A 15,967-nucleotide genomic window follows, 5' to 3' on the forward strand; every position below is an offset into this window, starting at 1 on the left:
CGGGGGCGCCCGGCGTAGGGGGCAGCGGCTACACGCAGTGAGCAAGCGTGGGGGCTTTTTTCACCGGCCTGCGGCAGGCGCGGCGATTAAGATGTCGGTTTACGTTCACGTCAACTCAAGGAGACACCCCCATGCAGATCGCAGGAAAAGTATTCGTCGTCACCGGCGGCGCCTCGGGCCTGGGCGAAGGCACGGCCCGCATGCTGCGCGCCGAAGGCGCCAGGCTCGTCATCGCCGACCTGCAGGCCGACAAGGGCGAAGCGCTGGCGGCCGAGCTGGGCGGCGCGGGCCAGGCGGCCTTTGTACGCTGCGACGTCAGCAAGGCCGAGGACGGCGAGGCCGTGGTGCGCAAGGCGCTGGAGCTGGGCCCGCTGTTCGGCCTGGTGAACTGCGCCGGCATCGCGCCCGCCGAGAAGACCGTGGGCAAGAATGGCGCGCATGCGCTGGAGCTGTTCGCCAAGACCATCACCGTCAACCTGGTGGGCAGCTTCAACATGATCCGCCTGTGCGCGGCCGCGATGGCGGGCAACACGCCCGAGCCCAGCGGCGAGCGCGGCGTGCTGATCTCCACCGCCAGCGTGGCCGCCTACGACGGGCAGATCGGCCAGGCGGCGTATGCGGCCTCCAAGGGCGGCGTGGTCGGCATGACGCTGCCCATCGCCCGCGACCTGGCGCGCAACGGCATCCGCAACATGACGATCGCGCCCGGCATCTTCGGCACGCCCATGGTCTTCGGCATGCCGCAGGCGGTGCAGGATGCGCTGGCCGCCGGCATCCCCTTCCCCAGCCGCCTGGGCACGCCGCAGGACTATGCCAAGCTGGTCAAGCACATCATCGAGAACGACATGCTCAACGGCGAGGTGATCCGCCTGGACGGCGCGGTGCGGCTGGCGCCGAAGTGAGTGCCGCCGCTACGGCCCAACTGCAGGCGAAAAATATGCCATTGTCGAAATTCGGACTCCTTCCTGGGCTGCTTCTTGCAGCCCTGCCCGTGGGCGCGCAGATCAATGCCGCCAACCTGCCCGCCACCCCATCGCCTCCGTTCACGCTCACGAAGGTCGCGCAGTTCGATCTGCCATGGCGCATCGCCGTGCTGCCGGACGCACGCATGCTGATCACCGAGAAGAGCGGCAAGCTCTTGCTCGCGACCCCAGCGGGGCAGAAGCAGGAAGTCAGCGGCGTGCCGCCGGTGCTGCACGAGAACCAGAACGGCCTGCTCGGCGTCTACCTGGCCCCCTCCTATGCGCGCGACGCGGCGATCTACCTGACCTACTCCGAGCCCGGGCCGATCCCGGGCACCTCCAGCCTGGCGCTCGCCCGCGCGACACTCAAGATCGCCGCCGGCTCCGCCGCGCTCGAAGGCCTGAAGGTCATCTGGCGCGACCCGGTCAAGGGCAAGGGCGGCCAGGTCGGCGCCGCCGCGGCCTTTTCGCCGGATGGGAAATCCCTCTTCCTCACGGCCGGCGACCGGCAACGCTTCACACCCGCCCAAGACCCGAACCAGCCAGCCGGCAAGATCCTGCGCCTGACCCTGGACGGCAAGCCCGCGCCCGGCAACCCCATGCAGGGCAAGACCGGCGCACCGTCGGTTCCGGTGATCGATCCACCCAGGGATACCGAGGCCGCCAAGACCGCACCCGTCGTGCGCACCTTTGTCTTTGACGGCCCCAACCTGACGCCATCCGAGACCTGGAGCTCAGGGCATCGCACGCCCTACGGCCTCGCGTTCGCGCCGGATGGCAGGCTTTGGGAACTTGAACACGGGCCGCGCGGCGGCGACGAGCTCAACCTGATCGAGCCTGGCAAGAACTATGGCTGGCCCCTGGTCTCCTATGCGGTGAACTACGACGGCGTGCCCATCGCCAGCCCCGACACCCGCCCCGACCTCGCCAAGCCCGTGATCTACTGGACGCCAGTGATCGCGCCCGGCAACCTGATGTTCTACAGCGGCGCGATGTTTCCGCAATGGCGGGGCTCGGCGTTCGCGACCGGCCTCGCCAGCCGCTCCCTGCACCGGATCGAGGTGCACGGCGCGGCCGCGACGCCGGCCGAGCACTGGACGCTCGGCTTTCGCGTCCGCGACGTCGCGCAGGCGCCGGATGGCGCCCTGTGGTTGATCGAGGACGACCACCAGGGCGGCTTGTACCGGCTCACGCCGAAGTAGACACATCCAGGCTGTTGCATCGGCTGTCCGCTTTCGAGCGCAGTCGATCGCTTGCGGGCGTCTCCCCGAAAGTACGGCGAAACAGCCGCCCGATATAGGCGCTGACGCTTGCGCAGCCAAGACCAAGCGCGATGGCCGGAACCAAGGTGGCGCAGGCGGGCCTGCGTGACGCGTGGACGATGCTGAAGCAACTGCCAGCAGCCTTCTTCAGCAGGGTCACTGCGCCGCGTGCCACCTCCGGGCAGTTCTTGCTCCATAGGCCTGAACCAAAATGACTACGAATGCAATTTTTCTTGAATCAACAAAAATAGTATTGACCAAAAAAATGACTACGTATACATTTCAAGAAAAGGAGGTCACTTGAATCGCCAGAAAACATCGACGAGCCAGGATGTCGCAAGAGTTGCAGGTGTGTCGCAAGCCACGGTGTCCCGTGTGTTTGCCAAGCGCGGGAATGTGCACTCGGAGACAGCTGAGCTGGTGCACCGGGTTGCGCGCGAGCTCGGCTATCGCCCCAACATCATGGCGCGCGCAATGCGGACAAGCCGCACGGGAACGGTGGGGGTCGTCGTATCCCGACTGACGAATCCCCTGTACCCCATGATGCTCCAGACGCTTGGGCCTCAGATGGTCGAGGCAGGCCTGCGGATGGTTGTTTGGAGTGTGGATGATGCAGACGAGAAGTTTGCAATTGACGCGGTGAAAGAGCGCTCTGTGGATGGAGTGCTCGTCATGACGGCGACGGCAGATTCGTCGGCATTGAAGGAGGTTGTCAACTCCGGCCTGCCCGTAGTGCTGATCAACAGAGTTGTCGATGGTCTGCCGCTCGACCAGGTGGAATCGGATAACTACGCAGGGGGCGCGCGGATCGCCGAATACTTCGTGAGGTCGGGGCGCAAGCGCATCGCCCTGATTGGAGGCCCACAGGCTCCAAGCACCATCCGCAATCGCGACAGCGGATTCAGGGCACAGCTGCAACAGCAAGGCGTATCACTGCAAGCGCAGCTTGCGGTGTATGTCGAGAGTTTTTCCTATCAGACCGGATATGCGGCCGCCACGCGCTTGCTCGAGATGGCAATTCAGCCAGATGCAATTTTCTGTGCCAACGATGTCTTGGCTTTGGGCGCGTGTGATGCGGCTCGCAAGCACGGCATAAGAGTGCCAGAGGATTTATGGATAGTGGGCTATGACGACATAGACATGGCATCTTGGGACGCCTTTGATTTGACAACCATTCGTCAACCGATAGCCGACATGTGCCAAGTGGCGACACAGATGCTCGTTAACCGTATCGGAGGTTCAACAGAGGCTCCGGTGAAAGTGGTTGTCCCCAATGAGTTAATCATCCGCGGCTCGACCAACAGATATCCTTTTCAAAAATCAGATTGATCGGTTTTTGCAATTTCCCAAAACAGATACCACCTACAGGTACGTAAAAGGAGACAATGATGAATATCACACGAGCCCAGTTTCTGAAGGCAGTTCTTGGAGCAGGCTGCACCATGTCCTCTCCTCTGACCGCGTTGGCGGCATCAGCCAAACTGAAAGGTACGGTCAACTACTTGACCTATGAGTCACTTCCAACGACAAAAAAAGTCATCGGCGATTTGATCGCAACCCTGGAATCGGAAAATCCTGAACTAAAGATAAAGCCATTATTCACGTCACCAGAGGCAGTTCGCAAGCAAGTATCTTCCATGCTGCAAAGTGGTACCTCGCCGGATATCGTCAATCTAGATATTGAGGATGCAACGCTTTATGCCCGTGGCGGCTTGCTGGAACCCATCAACCAACTGACCATGGATCTATCGGATGCCTGGCGTGTAAGACCGGACGGGAAGAACGATTACTTCCTGCCCAACGGCATCAAATTTACCTACTCATGGTATCGAACCGATCTTTTTGAAAAAGCAGGATTACAAGCACCCAAGACCTGGGACGACTATGAAAAATCCGCAGCCAAGCTAACCGGAGGAGGCCAATACGGCTGCATCATCAACTCCAACACTAGCGGCGACAATCCTGTAAGTGCATTGTTCAGTTATGCGGTATCCAATGGGGTGAATTTTTTCGACGATGAAGGCAATCTTCTCTTTGATCAAGGCGAGAACCGCCGAGGACTGGAAGAGACGCTTGAATTCTTGCTGCGGATGTCCAAGTATTCACCCAGCACCACGAACTTCACATGGGCTGATGTGATGAACTCCTATGCATCCGGTCGTATTGCGATGGCCGACTACATCGGCGCCAGGTTCTTTTCAGTAGTATCACAGAACAATGCTGACATTGCCAAGGTGACCAAGCCATTTGTTCAGCCCTATGGCAAATCCCCTGCCAATCGGCTCTCCGCGGAGGGCTACATGATTTTCAAGGGATCTCAAAACACAGAAACCGCCAAGGCCATTATCCAATTTCTCAGAGAGGGCCAGCGTTACTATGATTTTCTATGGTCCATACCAATGCATGTCCTGCCAATCGAGAAAAAAGATTTCGAAGGCCCCTATCAGAATAATAGCTATGTAAAGAGTCAACCAGATATCAGTCGCGTCATCTCCGAGGCATGGGAAGGCTCGCGCAACCCTGTATTTGATCTCTCAGGGAAACGACCTGCCTGGCAGCGCGCAAAGGTTTACACCAGCACTGTCTACAACCGCATGCTGGCAAGCGTGATCCAAGGCGGAACCGCACCCGCAAAGGCCGTGACCGATGCGGCGCAAGCCGCGCGAGCATTGCTCAAGAGTGCTTGAGCAAGACGATCATGCAGTCGGCAAACTCGCTTCCCAACAGTGCAAGGGCTGGACGCGCTCGCTTCGATTTCATGAGCATTTCCTTCACTGCCGTGTCCCTGGTGTTCATCGCGGTGATGATCATTCCGGTGGCTTGGGCAATCATGCTCGGTTTCACAAACAGCGGTCCATTCCAGTCCGAAGCAACATACGCTGGATTGGCCAACTACAAGGCGGTGCTGTCTGACCCGGCATTCTGGCGTGCGTTGGGCATTGGCATCAGCTATGCGCTGATCACGACAGCGCTGGAAATGATTCTCGGGGTTGGGGTGGCGATTCTGCTATTCAAATCGGGAAGGCCCATCTTTACCAGCTTGGCTCTACTGCCCTACATGATTCCCACAGTGACCACCGCCCTGGTCTGGCACTGGATGACGAACAATCTCTATGGCATCGTCAATCATGTGATGCTGCAAACAGGTTGGATCAATATGCCCGTGGATTTCGCCGGTCATCCCACATGGGCATTTGTGCTCATTTCAGCCGCCAGTATCTGGCAATTCACGCCATTCGTGATTCTGGTGACCCTATCGAATCTCGGGACTATTCCACAGAGCGTCTACGAGGCTGCTCATATCGATGGAGCCAATTGGTGGCAGCAGATATTTCGCATCACCCTGCCAATCATTCGTGCATCGATCCTGCTGGTACTACTGCTTCGCGGCATATGGATGTTCAACCGCTTTGACGTGATCTGGCTTCTCACCGCGGGAGGCCCAATGGGCGCAACCAGCACCCTGCCGGTGTATGCCTACGAGCGGGCATTCGGAGACAACACCTACGGCCCCGCCGGCGCGACTTCGACCATCATCTTCGGAATTCTCCTGGTAGTCGGCATTATCTATATGCGGGTATTCAAACCCGAGCAGGAGGTCGCTCGTGGCTAAGAAAGTTCGTCTCGGTCGCACCATACCAACGCTCTTGCTGCTGACCTATTTGATCCCGACACTGTTTCCCTTCTACTGGATGCTGAAGTCCGCCCTAGGGAAATCAGAGGATGTCTACAAGCCGTCATTGGGGATACACAGCACGTCCTTTGAGAACTTTACCCAGCTGCTTTCTGGCACTCACTTCCTGACCAATGCCGGCAATAGTCTGCAAGTGGCGTTGGCGACCGCATGCATTGTCGTGGCATGCAGTGCCTTGGGCGGCTACGCATTGGCTCGCATGCGCCTCAAGCGCAAGGCATTGCTGGCCCAGATTGTTCTGTTCTCCTACATGTTCCCCGAGATCCTTCTGGGGATCCCGTTCTTTGCCATGTTCCAGAAGCTGGGGTTGCTCAATTCCCTGTCGGGATTGGTGCTGGCTCATGTGACTTTGAGCCTGCCATTTGGCTTGTGGCTCATGTGGCAGTTCTATCAGTCCTTGCCGGCCTCCTACGAAGAAGCCGCGGAGATGGATGGAGCAAGCAAGTTTCAGGTGTTCTATCGAATCATGTTGCCACTGTCCATTCCTGCCTTGACGGCGGTGTTCATTTTTGGATTCGCTGCATCATGGAATGACTACGTGCTTGGCCTCATGCTGATTCGTGACGATCAGATGTTCACCTTGCCGATTGCAATGAGTCTCTTCGTGCAACAAATGGATCTGAACTGGGCGGTCATACAAGCGGCCAACGTCCTTCTCGCTCTGCCGGGTCTTTTGCTTGTGCTGTTTGGTCAGAAGTATCTCGTCAGGGGTTTCCAGACGAGCGGCCTGGCCAACTGATCTTCGGCCGCATTTTTTGTTTTCACCGTTTTATTACGGGAGTAACTCGTGAATGTTCAGGAAATTGACTACGTAGTCATCGGAGCAGGCTCTGCAGGATGCGTGCTCGCCAATCGTCTCAGTACCGATACGAAGAACCAGGTTCTGCTCCTTGAGGCCGGAGGGCAGGACCGCAACGTATGGATCCACATTCCCATCGGCTATGGCAAGACGTTTTTCAACAAAGAAGTCAACTGGATGTTCAAAACCGAGCCAGAGGCCGCCTTGGGAGGACGCCGCATAGATCAACCTCGCGGGCGCGTACTGGGAGGATCCAGCTCCATCAATGGACTGTTGTATGTACGCGGGCAAGCGCAGGATTACGACGGCTGGGCCGCACAAGGCAATCCAGGATGGAGCTATGCCGACGTGCTGCCGTTTTTCAAACGGGCGGAAGATCAGCAAAGAGGGGCAGATGCATGGCATGGAGCTGGCGGTCCGCTGCCTGTGAGCGATCTGCCGGAGCGTCATCCCATCGCCGAAGCATTCATTGCATCCGGAGCAGCCAATGGCGTACCGCGCAATCCGGACTTCAACGGTTCCACTCAAGAGGGGGTCGGCTACTTCCAGGCGACCGCGCGGCGCGGCTTGCGCAAAAGCACTGCACGCGCCTACCTGCATCCAGCGATGGCGCGCCCCAATCTCGAGGTGCGGACCGGTGCGCAGGCCTGCCGCATTTTGATAGAGAGACGGAATACGGGCTTGAGAGCGACCGGTGTCGTCTACCTGCGCGATGGGAAAGAAAATATTGCCATGGCTCGCAAGGAGGTCATCCTTTGTGCGGGGGCTATTCAATCGCCACAGCTTCTGCAACTGTCTGGTGTTGGGCCTGCTGAAGTGTTGAAGGCCAATGGCCTTGATGTTGTGAAAGAACTGCCGGGTGTCGGAGAGAACCTGCAGGACCACATCCAAGGCCGCCTTATATACGAAACACATGAGCCCATCACTTTGAACGACGACATGAGGAGTCTTGCAGGCCGTGTGCGCATTGGCCTGCGCTATGCGTTGCAGCGCAAAGGCCCATTGGGCTGGTGGGCCGGCGTAGCGGGCGGTTTTGCTCGAACCGATATGGCACTGGAGCGGCCGGATGTTCAGTTCCACCTGTACCCATTCAGTACGGACCGCAAGGACAAGCCTATCTTGCATCCCTATTCGGCTTTCACGCTGACGGTGTGCCAGTTGCGCCCGTATTCACGCGGATCGGTGCACATCCAAAGCGCGGATCCGCTGCGAGCTCCTGCCATCCGAGTCCACTATTTCAGTGACGAGCGCGATCTGGCGGTCATGACGCGGGGGCTGCAGATGGCAAGGCGGATTGCTGCGACCCAACCATTGGCAGGACTCATCAAGGCGGAGCGCAGTCCAGGCGGACAGGTGACATCCGAAGCAGGATTGCGCGAGTTCCTGCGCGACAAGGGAATGTCCGTCTATCACCCGGTGGGAACTTGCAAGATGGGAAGCACGCCAGATTGCGTGGTCGACGCGCGCTTGCGGGTGCACGGCATCGATGGCTTGCGCGTTGCCGATGCATCGATCATGCCCACGCTGATATCCGGCAACACCAACGCTCCGGCCATCATGATCGGCGAAAAGGCCGCAGACATGATTCTCACCGACAACCTTCAGAAAGTCTCGTGACATGCATTCATACGTCTACCCCGAGCTTGGACTATTCATCAACGGCAAATGGCTGGACCCTCAGAGCAGAAAGACCGAGCCGGTCATCAATCCCGCAACGGAAGATGAGCTGGGCCGCGTACCGCATGCCAGCGATGCCGACCTGGAGGACGCACTGGGCGCTGCTCGTCGTGCCTACGCTTCCTGGGCGAAGGCTCCTGCAGCAGAGCGGGCGAGAGTCTTGCGCAAAGCAGCGGCTCTGGTGCGAGATCGTCGCGACAACATCGCGCGCACCCTGACTCTGGAGCAAGGCAAACTTTTGGCGGAGGCGCAAGCTGAAGTCGAAGCCGCAGCGGACATCATTGAGTGGTCGGCAGAAGAAGCCCGCCGAATCTACGGCCGTGTGATTCCCGGCCGCAGTGAAGAGATCACGCAAATGATGGTCCAGGAGCCAGTGGGACCGGTGGCCGCGTTTACGCCTTGGAACTTTCCCGCGAGCACACCGGCTCGCAAGATCAGTGCCGCCTTGGCGGCAGGCTGCACCATCATCCTCAAGGCCTCTGAGGAAACGCCGGGAACAGCCGTTTCTCTGGTGCGTGCATTCGAAGAATCTGGCGTGCCTCCTGGCGTGATTGGACTGCTCTTTGGAACTCCGGCGCATATATCCCAGACGCTGATAGGCAGCCCGGTGATCCGCAAGATTTCCTTCACCGGATCGGTTCCGGTCGGGAAGGCACTTACACGGCTCGCGGCCGATGGCCTGAAACGCGTGACCATGGAGCTGGGCGGGCATGGCGCCGCCTTGGTATTTGAAGATGCAGACATCGCCCATGCAGCTCGAACGCTGGCTGGTGGACGCTTTCGCAATGCAGGCCAGGTTTGCATTGCCCCGAGCCGCTTTTTCGTGCACCAGAGCGTGATGCGTGCATTCACCGAGGAATTCGTGCAAGCCGCCAAGGAAATTCGGATGGGCGCAGGGCTGGATGATGGGAGCACGATGGGGCCATTGGCCAATGAACGCCGCATACACGCCATGCAGGCATTCGTTGGCAATGCGCTTGAGCACGGGGCAAAACTGGCGTGCGGCGGACAGCGCGCCAAGCGGGCAGGCTTCTTCTTTGAACCCACGGTAATTCTCAACCCCTCGCCTCAAAGTCGGCTGATGCAGGAAGAGACATTTGGCCCCATTGCACCGATCGTGCCCTTCAGCAGTTTGGACGAGGCGCTGGAAAAGGCAAATAGCCTTCCCTACGGGCTATCGGCCTATGTGTTCAGCCAGAACATCCGTACAGCCATGGCGGCAGCCCGAGGCCTTGAGTCTGGAATGGTAGCCGTCAACAGCCTCTCGCTGGCGCTTACCGAAACGCCGTTTGGCGGGATCAAGGAAAGTGGCCTGGGACACGAAGGCGGCCTCGAAGGCGTGGAAGCCTATACAGTCAAAAAATTCATCAGTCTCGTTTGATCCTAAGGGAGTAATTCATGGCTTCTCTGGAGTTGCGGGACATCCGCAAGACGTACGACAAGCTTGAGGTCATCAAGGGTGTCTCTCTGCAGATAGAGGATGGCGAGTTCGTGGTCTTTGTCGGGCCTTCCGGCTGCGGAAAGTCCACGCTGCTGCGAATGATGGCAGGCCTTGAGGACATCAGCGCAGGTGAGATGCGCATCGGCTCCAGACTGGTCAACGATGTTCCATCCAAGGATCGCGATATCGCCATGGTGTTTCAGAACTATGCGCTGTATCCCCACATGACGGTTCGGGAAAACATGTCGTTCGCGCTGGAACTGCGAGGCGAGTCCAAGACAGAGATCGCGAGCAGAGTCGACAAGGCGGCTGGCGTGCTTGGGCTCTCCCAGCTCCTTGATCGCTATCCACGCCAACTGTCCGGCGGACAGCGCCAGCGCGTGGCAATGGGGCGTGCCATTGTGCGGGCCCCTCAGGTGTTCTTGTTCGACGAGCCGCTTTCCAATCTCGATGCCAAGCTGAGGGTGCAGATGCGCGCGGAAATCCGTGAGCTGCATGACCAACTCAAGGCCACGATGATCTATGTGACGCATGATCAGATCGAAGCCATGACCATGGCGGATCGCATCGTCATTCTGCGTGATGGGGTTGTCGAGCAGGTGGGAACACCCCTGGACCTGTATGACCACCCCCGCAGCCAATTCGTTGCAGGGTTCATCGGATCTCCCGCCATGAACTTCCTGAATGGCGAGGTCAGTGGCGGCAAGTTCATCTCCGAAGGTGGCCTGCGCCTTCCCCTGCCGCCGCAATGCAAGACTTGCGATGGAATGAACTTCGTGTACGGCGTGCGCCCGGAAAACATCCATGTGCATGACGACGGCATCCCCTTTGAAGTGGTTGTTGTCGAGCCGACGGGCTCTGAGACACAGATTGTTGGACGCCGCAACAAGGAAGAGCTGACATTCACTTTGCGTGAGCGCAACCTGCCAACCAGGGGGGACAAGGTGAACTTGCTCGTCGACCTCAATCGCGTCCATCTCTTTCATGCGGAATCCGGAGCAGCAGTAAAACCATGAACACAGCAACCGACCACTCTTTCATTGAAGAGCCGAATCGACAAACGCCGGTACGTGAGCACGTGGATGTGCTTGTCGTAGGCGGTGGCTCTGCAGGAATGACCGCGGCTGTTGCCGCTGCGCGCCAAGGGGCACAGGTCCTGCTGGTCGAGCGCAACGGCTATCTCGGCGGCACCTTGTCCATGGTGACTCTGGGCAGCTTCTGCGGCATTTATACGGTCACCGACACCGAAGTCATTCCGGTGGTGCGGGGACTCGTGGAAGAGTTCACCGCCCTGCTGGCCAGCATGGGAAGCCCTGGGGAGCCGCTTCGCTGGCTGGAGACCGCCTCTCTGCCCTACGACCCCACCTTGGTCAAGCTGGCAGCGGATGATTTCGTCCTCAATGCCGGGGTACGGATCGCATTTCACTGCCTTGCCGTAGGCACGGTCAAGGATGGCAACGCGGTTCGAGCTGTTGTTTTTGAAGGGCGGGATGGGCGCTGGGCCTGCAGCGCCAAGGTTGTGATCGACTGCACAGGGGATGGCGATATCGCCGCGCTGGCTGGCGCGGAGTTCGAGTACGACCCCCACAGCCTTCAGGCACCCACCACCATGTTCCGCTTTGGCGGCGTCGACGTGGAGCGCGCCGCCAGGCTGAGCCGGGAAGAGCTGCGGCAGCATCTGGAAAAAGCCGTCGAGTCCGGGATCGAGCTCCCGAGAACCGCAGGAGGCGCATTCAGCATCCGTCCTGGCAGCATGCACCTGAACATCACTCGGGTAGTCAAGGATGGCAGGGCACCAGACCCGCTGAACACACGGGAAGTGACGGAATCCGAAGTGGAAGGACGCCGGCAGCTGGCGGCATACCTCAAGGCGTTTAGCAGCTATGTGCCTGGCTACGAGAATTGCTTCATCGAGGATATCGGGGCGCAAATCGGCGTGCGCGAAAGCAGGCGTGTATGCGGCGACTACTGGCTGACCCTGGACGATGTGCTCAACGAAGGGCGCTTCCACGATGCCATCGCCTGCAGCGCCTGGCCGGTGGAAGAGCATGGTGCAGGACGTGCCACCGTGTGGCGCTTCCTGAAACCCGGGACGTATTACCAATTGCCGTATCGAATGCTGCTGCCCCAAGGATTGGAGGGCCTGCTGGTTGCCGGGCGATGCGCATCGGCGTCACATGACGCACATGCATCGATGAGAGTTGCTGCTGTCTGCATGGCGCTAGGCGAGGCCGCAGGCGTGGCTGCAGCGCAAGCCGTTGCTGCTGGGATCTCCCCCCGGAATATCGATACAGATGCCTTGCGTGGCCAATTGCGCGCGCAAAACGCCTTCCTTGGCGACTGAAACGCTCACCTTACGAGTATCACTTCCATGAGAAATTACCGCTCCAATTTCGAACCGGGTACCACTCGCTGGGCCATTCGCCGCGCGCAATGGCGTGCATTGGGTATATCGGATGCCGATATGCAGAAGCCGAAGATCGCCATCATCAACTCATCCTCGGACTTATCCATTTGCTTCAGCCATCTGGATGAAGTGGCCGAAATAGTCAAGCAGGCCATCATTGAGGCGGGCGGGCTCCCATTCATCGTGAAGACCACTGCGCCCAGCGACTTCATCACGGCAGCGGGTCGCGGCGGCAGATACCTGATGCCGGCACGCGATCTGATGGTGAATGATATTGAAGTTGCTGTGGAAGGTGCAGTGCTTGACGGAATGGTATGCCTGAGCAGCTGCGACAAAACAGCGCCGGCGCATCTGATGGCAGCCGCGAGATTGGATGTGCCAAGCATTCTGGTGATTGGCGGGTACCAGGGCTGTGGCCGGCATGCAGGCAAGCCGGTCGATATCGAGGATGTTTTCGAATCCGTGGGAGAACTGGCGGCCGGAAGCATCAGCATTCAGGATATTACCGACATGTCCGAGGTGGCTGTACAAGGCCCAGGGGTTTGCGCAGGCATGGGTACGGCGAATACGATGCACATCATGGCCGAAGCCCTGGGAATGAGCTTGCCGGGAAGTGCACCCGTAGCCGCACGCGGCGAGCGCATGAGATCACTGGCACGCGCCGCAGGTGGACGTATCGTCGAGATGGTCAAAGAAGATCTGAGGCCCAAGGACATCATGACCCCGGCGGCATTCATGAATGCTATCCATGTTGGACTGGCAGTCAGCGGCTCGATCAACATGCTGCGGCATTTGCAGGCGGTAGCTGCCGAAGGCGGCATCGATGTGGATGTTTTCCAGCTGATCGATCAATTGGGCCGCGATGACCAGGGCCGGCCCAAAGTCCCGCTGCTTTGCGCGATCAAGCCCAATGGACCGGGACGCATAGAACAGCTGGAAGCTGCGGGTGGCGCCAGAGCGGTGATGAAGCAACTGGCACCCTTGCTTGACGGAAGTGTTCGTACCGTCAATGGACATACCTTGAATGAAAACCTGCGAGATATCGAGGTGAAGGATCCGCTTGTCATTGGAAGCTTGGCGGCTCCGGTTGGGCCAGGCCCCTCGGTTGTCATACTCAAGGGAACTCTTGCCCCCGAGTGCGCAGTGATGAAGCTCGGATTGGGCGGCAAGCAAAGCCGGTTCGAGGGCATGTGCCGGGTGTTCGAGACCCAGGAAGACGCTTTGGCGGCCTTGTCTCGTGGCGAGATAGCTGGCGGCCAGGTTATTGTGCTGAGAGGTTTGGGCGCGCGAGGTGGGCCAGGTGTCGCCTCCGCATCGTGGTTCGTCGCGGCGGTGAACGGTGCGCACTTGGGAGACGACATCGCAGTCATTACGGATGGACAGCTTTCTGGCCTCAACCGCGGCTTCACCATTGGACAGGTCCTTCCCGAAGCCGCCGATGGCGGCCCTATCGCACTGGTACGCAATGGAGATATCGTAACGATCGATATTCCACGGCGTACCGTGGATTTACAGCTATCCGAGCAGGAATGGGCCGAGAGAAGAGCTGCGCTCAAGCCATTTGTTCCCGGAGAGAAAAAAGGCTGGCTCCACTTGTATCAGCACCTCGTTCAACCCTTATCCAGGGGGGGAACCCTGAGGGCCGGTTAGAAAATTGGCCAGCTATCGAAACAAGGCCCCTCACGCCAGTTCGTCGCGCAGGCAATCCAGAAAGCTGCGCAGCACCGCATTGGCCTGATCCTCGCGCAGATGGAAAGCGCAGAACGGCCCGCGCACCAGCGGCGCGGGAGCCGCGACCTCCGCCACCCCTCCATGCGCGATGAAGTTGACGGCCATGTGGCTGGCGATGGCCCACAGCATGTCGGTGCGCACCGTCAGGGCAAAGGCCGTGAGCAGCGAGTCGATCTGCACGTCGGGGCCCGTGTCTCCACGATCTCCGCTGCGGTGCAGGGCCAGCATGCGGTCGATCATGGGGCGCAGCGGCGTTTGCGGCGGCGGCAGCACCCAGGCCTGTTGTGCCAGCTCCGCCCAGCCCAGGCGCTTTCTGCGCCGCAGCGGATGGCCCGTGCGCGCGAGGATGGCACTGTGCTCCTCGTACAGCGGCACCACCTCCACGGTGTTCAGATCCACACGCAATTCGGCATGGGCCAGCATCACGTCGAGCCGGCCTTCGCGCAGCTGTTCATGCAGTACATCCAGCGGATGCATCTGCACATGGATGAAGACCTGGGGCAGCATGCGGCGCATGCGCTCGACCGCCCCCGCGAGCGCCTGTGGCGAGAACAGGGACAGAGCCCCCACGCGCAGCTCGCCGGCGATGCCAGCATCGACGCCGGCCAGATCCTCCTGCACCAGCTCCAGCTCCCCCAGGATGCGGCTCGCGCGCTGCGCCAGACGCAGCCCTGCCGCCGTGGGCGTCACACGCTTGGTCGTGCGGTTGAAAAGCCGTACCTTGAGCTGGGTCTCCAGCTCCGCCAGCGCACGCGAGACCGCGGGCTGCGTGGTGTACAGGGCCTCGGCCGAGCGGCTCAGGTTCAGCTCGCGCGCAAGCACGCTGACGAGCCTGAGCTGCTTGGTGGTGAGTTGGAGATGGGAAGGCTGCGGCATGGACCAATCATACCGATTGCGGTATGAATCGCCTCGAAGAATTCATTTGTTGGCGCACGCTCCCTTCGGAATAATTCGCCCGTCGTGATGCCGGCGCACGAATTCCAACTTCCACACATCACGGAGACTGTCCGATGCCTGATTTCGCCATGACCCGCCGCGCGGTGAGCTTCGCCATGGGCGCGCTTCTTTCCTCCTGCTGCCTGATGGCGGCGGCACAGAACTATCCCTCGCGCCCCGTGCGCATCGTGGTGCCATGGCCTCCAGGCACGCCGGCCGACGTGGCGGGCCGCGTCGTCGCCGAGCGCATGGCCGCCGGCTTGGGCCAGCCGGTCGTGGTCGAGAACAAGCCAGGCGCCGTGGGCACCATCGGCATGGCGGACGTGCTGCGCCAGCCCGCCGATGGCTACACGCTGTACCTGCTGTCCTCGGCTTCGCTGGTCGCGCCGCTGCTCTATCCCGCGCAGAAGATCGACTTCCAGAAGAGCCTGGACGCCATCGGCCATCTGTCCTGGAACTACAACGTCCTCGCGGTGGCCGAATCCAGCCCCTTGAAGTCCACCCAGGAGCTGGTACAGGCAGCCAAGGCCAAGCCGGGCATGCTGACCTTCGGCTCGGGCGGCAACGGCACGCCCGCGCACCTGGCCGGCGAGCTGTTCAAGCAGCAAAGCGGCACGCAGATGACGCACGTTCCCTACAACCAGTTCACCATGGCCGTGGGCGACCTGCTGGCCGGCCGGGTCGACTTCATGTTCCTGACCGCGACGGCGGCCATTCCGCAGATCGCGGGCGGCAAGCTGCGCGCCCTGGCCACCACGGGCAACCAGCGCCTGCCCCTGCTCAAGAGCGTACCGACCATGGTCGAGCAGGGCTACGGCGACTTCGTGCTGCGCTCGTTCGACATGGTGACCGTGAAGGCGGGCACGCCCAAGCCCATCGCCGAGCGCCTGAACAGCGAACTCAAGCGCGCGCTGACGGCGCCCGGCGTCAAGGACAAGCTCGACGCGCTGGCCCTGGAAATCGATCCCATGTCCCAGGCCCAATCGGCCAGGGTGCTGGCCACCGAATACGACAAGTGGATGCAGATCGGCCGCAACGCGCACATCAAGGTGGACTGA

13 protein-coding genes are annotated in these 15,967 nt (G+C 60.1%); 12 read left to right on the forward strand and 1 reads right to left on the reverse strand.

Going from position 1 to position 15,967, the window contains the following annotated elements; translation table 11 throughout:
• The first annotated feature begins 131 nt into the window (after positions 1 to 131).
• The 11 genes from ACODRX_RS23410 to ilvD all read left to right on the forward strand — a co-directional run bounded on the left by ACODRX_RS23410 (position 132) and on the right by ilvD (position 13,892).
• The gene (locus ACODRX_RS23410) at positions 132 to 902 is read left to right on the forward strand and encodes a 3-hydroxyacyl-CoA dehydrogenase (protein WP_488873950.1); all 771 of its coding nucleotides are present in this window, start codon (positions 132 to 134) and stop codon (positions 900 to 902) included.
• A 35-nt stretch (positions 903 to 937) separates the two neighbouring features.
• The gene (locus ACODRX_RS23415; RefSeq protein ID WP_488873951.1) at positions 938 to 2,164 is read left to right on the forward strand and encodes a PQQ-dependent sugar dehydrogenase; all 1,227 of its coding nucleotides are present in this window, start codon (positions 938 to 940) and stop codon (positions 2,162 to 2,164) included.
• A 360-nt stretch (positions 2,165 to 2,524) separates the two neighbouring features.
• Positions 2,525 to 3,553 carry a LacI family DNA-binding transcriptional regulator gene (locus ACODRX_RS23420; RefSeq protein WP_488873952.1) on the forward strand — a complete coding sequence of 343 codons (1,029 nt, stop codon included), beginning with the start codon at positions 2,525 to 2,527 and terminating at the stop codon, positions 3,551 to 3,553.
• Positions 3,554 to 3,609: 56 nt separating this feature from the next.
• Positions 3,610 to 4,911, forward strand: a complete 1,302-nt coding sequence (locus tag ACODRX_RS23425) for an ABC transporter substrate-binding protein (RefSeq protein ID WP_488873953.1) — start codon at positions 3,610 to 3,612, stop codon at positions 4,909 to 4,911.
• Positions 4,908 to 5,837, forward strand: coding sequence for a carbohydrate ABC transporter permease (locus ACODRX_RS23430; protein ID WP_488873954.1), 930 nt, complete (start codon positions 4,908 to 4,910; stop codon positions 5,835 to 5,837). Before ACODRX_RS23425 ends, ACODRX_RS23430 begins: the two co-directional genes overlap by 4 nt.
• Complete coding sequence (locus ACODRX_RS23435) at positions 5,830 to 6,657, forward strand: carbohydrate ABC transporter permease (protein ID WP_488873955.1); 828 nt, start codon at positions 5,830 to 5,832, stop codon at positions 6,655 to 6,657. Before ACODRX_RS23430 ends, ACODRX_RS23435 begins: the two co-directional genes overlap by 8 nt.
• Before the next feature lie 48 nt (positions 6,658 to 6,705).
• The gene (locus ACODRX_RS23440) at positions 6,706 to 8,334 is read left to right on the forward strand and encodes a GMC family oxidoreductase (protein ID WP_488873956.1); all 1,629 of its coding nucleotides are present in this window, start codon (positions 6,706 to 6,708) and stop codon (positions 8,332 to 8,334) included.
• Between the two features lies 1 nt (position 8,335).
• Complete coding sequence (locus ACODRX_RS23445) at positions 8,336 to 9,775, forward strand: NAD-dependent succinate-semialdehyde dehydrogenase (protein ID WP_488873957.1); 1,440 nt, start codon at positions 8,336 to 8,338, stop codon at positions 9,773 to 9,775.
• Between the two features lie 17 nt (positions 9,776 to 9,792).
• Positions 9,793 to 10,851, forward strand: coding sequence for an ABC transporter ATP-binding protein (locus ACODRX_RS23450; RefSeq protein ID WP_488873958.1), 1,059 nt, complete (start codon positions 9,793 to 9,795; stop codon positions 10,849 to 10,851).
• Positions 10,848 to 12,179, forward strand: a complete 1,332-nt coding sequence (locus ACODRX_RS23455) for an FAD-dependent oxidoreductase (protein WP_488873959.1) — start codon at positions 10,848 to 10,850, stop codon at positions 12,177 to 12,179. Before ACODRX_RS23450 ends, ACODRX_RS23455 begins: the two co-directional genes overlap by 4 nt.
• A 27-nt stretch (positions 12,180 to 12,206) precedes the next feature.
• Positions 12,207 to 13,892, forward strand: a complete 1,686-nt coding sequence (ilvD, locus tag ACODRX_RS23460; protein ID WP_488873960.1) for a dihydroxy-acid dehydratase — start codon at positions 12,207 to 12,209, stop codon at positions 13,890 to 13,892.
• 30 nt (positions 13,893 to 13,922) lie between these two features.
• Here the strand turns inward: ilvD and ACODRX_RS23465 are convergent, their stop codons facing one another.
• On the reverse strand, positions 13,923 to 14,849 hold the full coding sequence (locus tag ACODRX_RS23465; RefSeq protein ID WP_488873961.1) for a LysR family transcriptional regulator: 927 nt from the start codon (positions 14,847 to 14,849) through the stop codon (positions 13,923 to 13,925).
• 134 nt (positions 14,850 to 14,983) lie between these two features.
• Here ACODRX_RS23465 and ACODRX_RS23470 point away from each other — a divergent pair, with 134 nt between their 5' ends.
• Positions 14,984 to 15,967 carry a Bug family tripartite tricarboxylate transporter substrate binding protein gene (locus tag ACODRX_RS23470; RefSeq protein WP_488873962.1) on the forward strand — a complete coding sequence of 328 codons (984 nt, stop codon included), beginning with the start codon at positions 14,984 to 14,986 and terminating at the stop codon, positions 15,965 to 15,967.

The sequence above is a fragment of the Comamonas sp. FG99 genome, from assembly GCF_057808605.1.

Coding starts and splice junctions, on each gene's coding strand:
- ACODRX_RS23465 (WP_488873961.1), bottom strand. CDS start 14,849: ATGCCGCAGCCTTCCCATCTCCAACTCACCACCAAGCAGCTCAGGCTC.
- ACODRX_RS23410 (WP_488873950.1), top strand. CDS start 132: ATGCAGATCGCAGGAAAAGTATTCGTCGTCACCGGCGGCGCCTCGGGC.
- ACODRX_RS23450 (WP_488873958.1), top strand. CDS start 9,793: ATGGCTTCTCTGGAGTTGCGGGACATCCGCAAGACGTACGACAAGCTT.
- ACODRX_RS23425 (WP_488873953.1), top strand. CDS start 3,610: ATGATGAATATCACACGAGCCCAGTTTCTGAAGGCAGTTCTTGGAGCA.
- ilvD (WP_488873960.1), top strand. CDS start 12,207: ATGAGAAATTACCGCTCCAATTTCGAACCGGGTACCACTCGCTGGGCC.
- ACODRX_RS23455 (WP_488873959.1), top strand. CDS start 10,848: ATGAACACAGCAACCGACCACTCTTTCATTGAAGAGCCGAATCGACAA.
- ACODRX_RS23415 (WP_488873951.1), top strand. CDS start 938: ATGCCATTGTCGAAATTCGGACTCCTTCCTGGGCTGCTTCTTGCAGCC.
- ACODRX_RS23445 (WP_488873957.1), top strand. CDS start 8,336: ATGCATTCATACGTCTACCCCGAGCTTGGACTATTCATCAACGGCAAA.
- ACODRX_RS23470 (WP_488873962.1), top strand. CDS start 14,984: ATGCCTGATTTCGCCATGACCCGCCGCGCGGTGAGCTTCGCCATGGGC.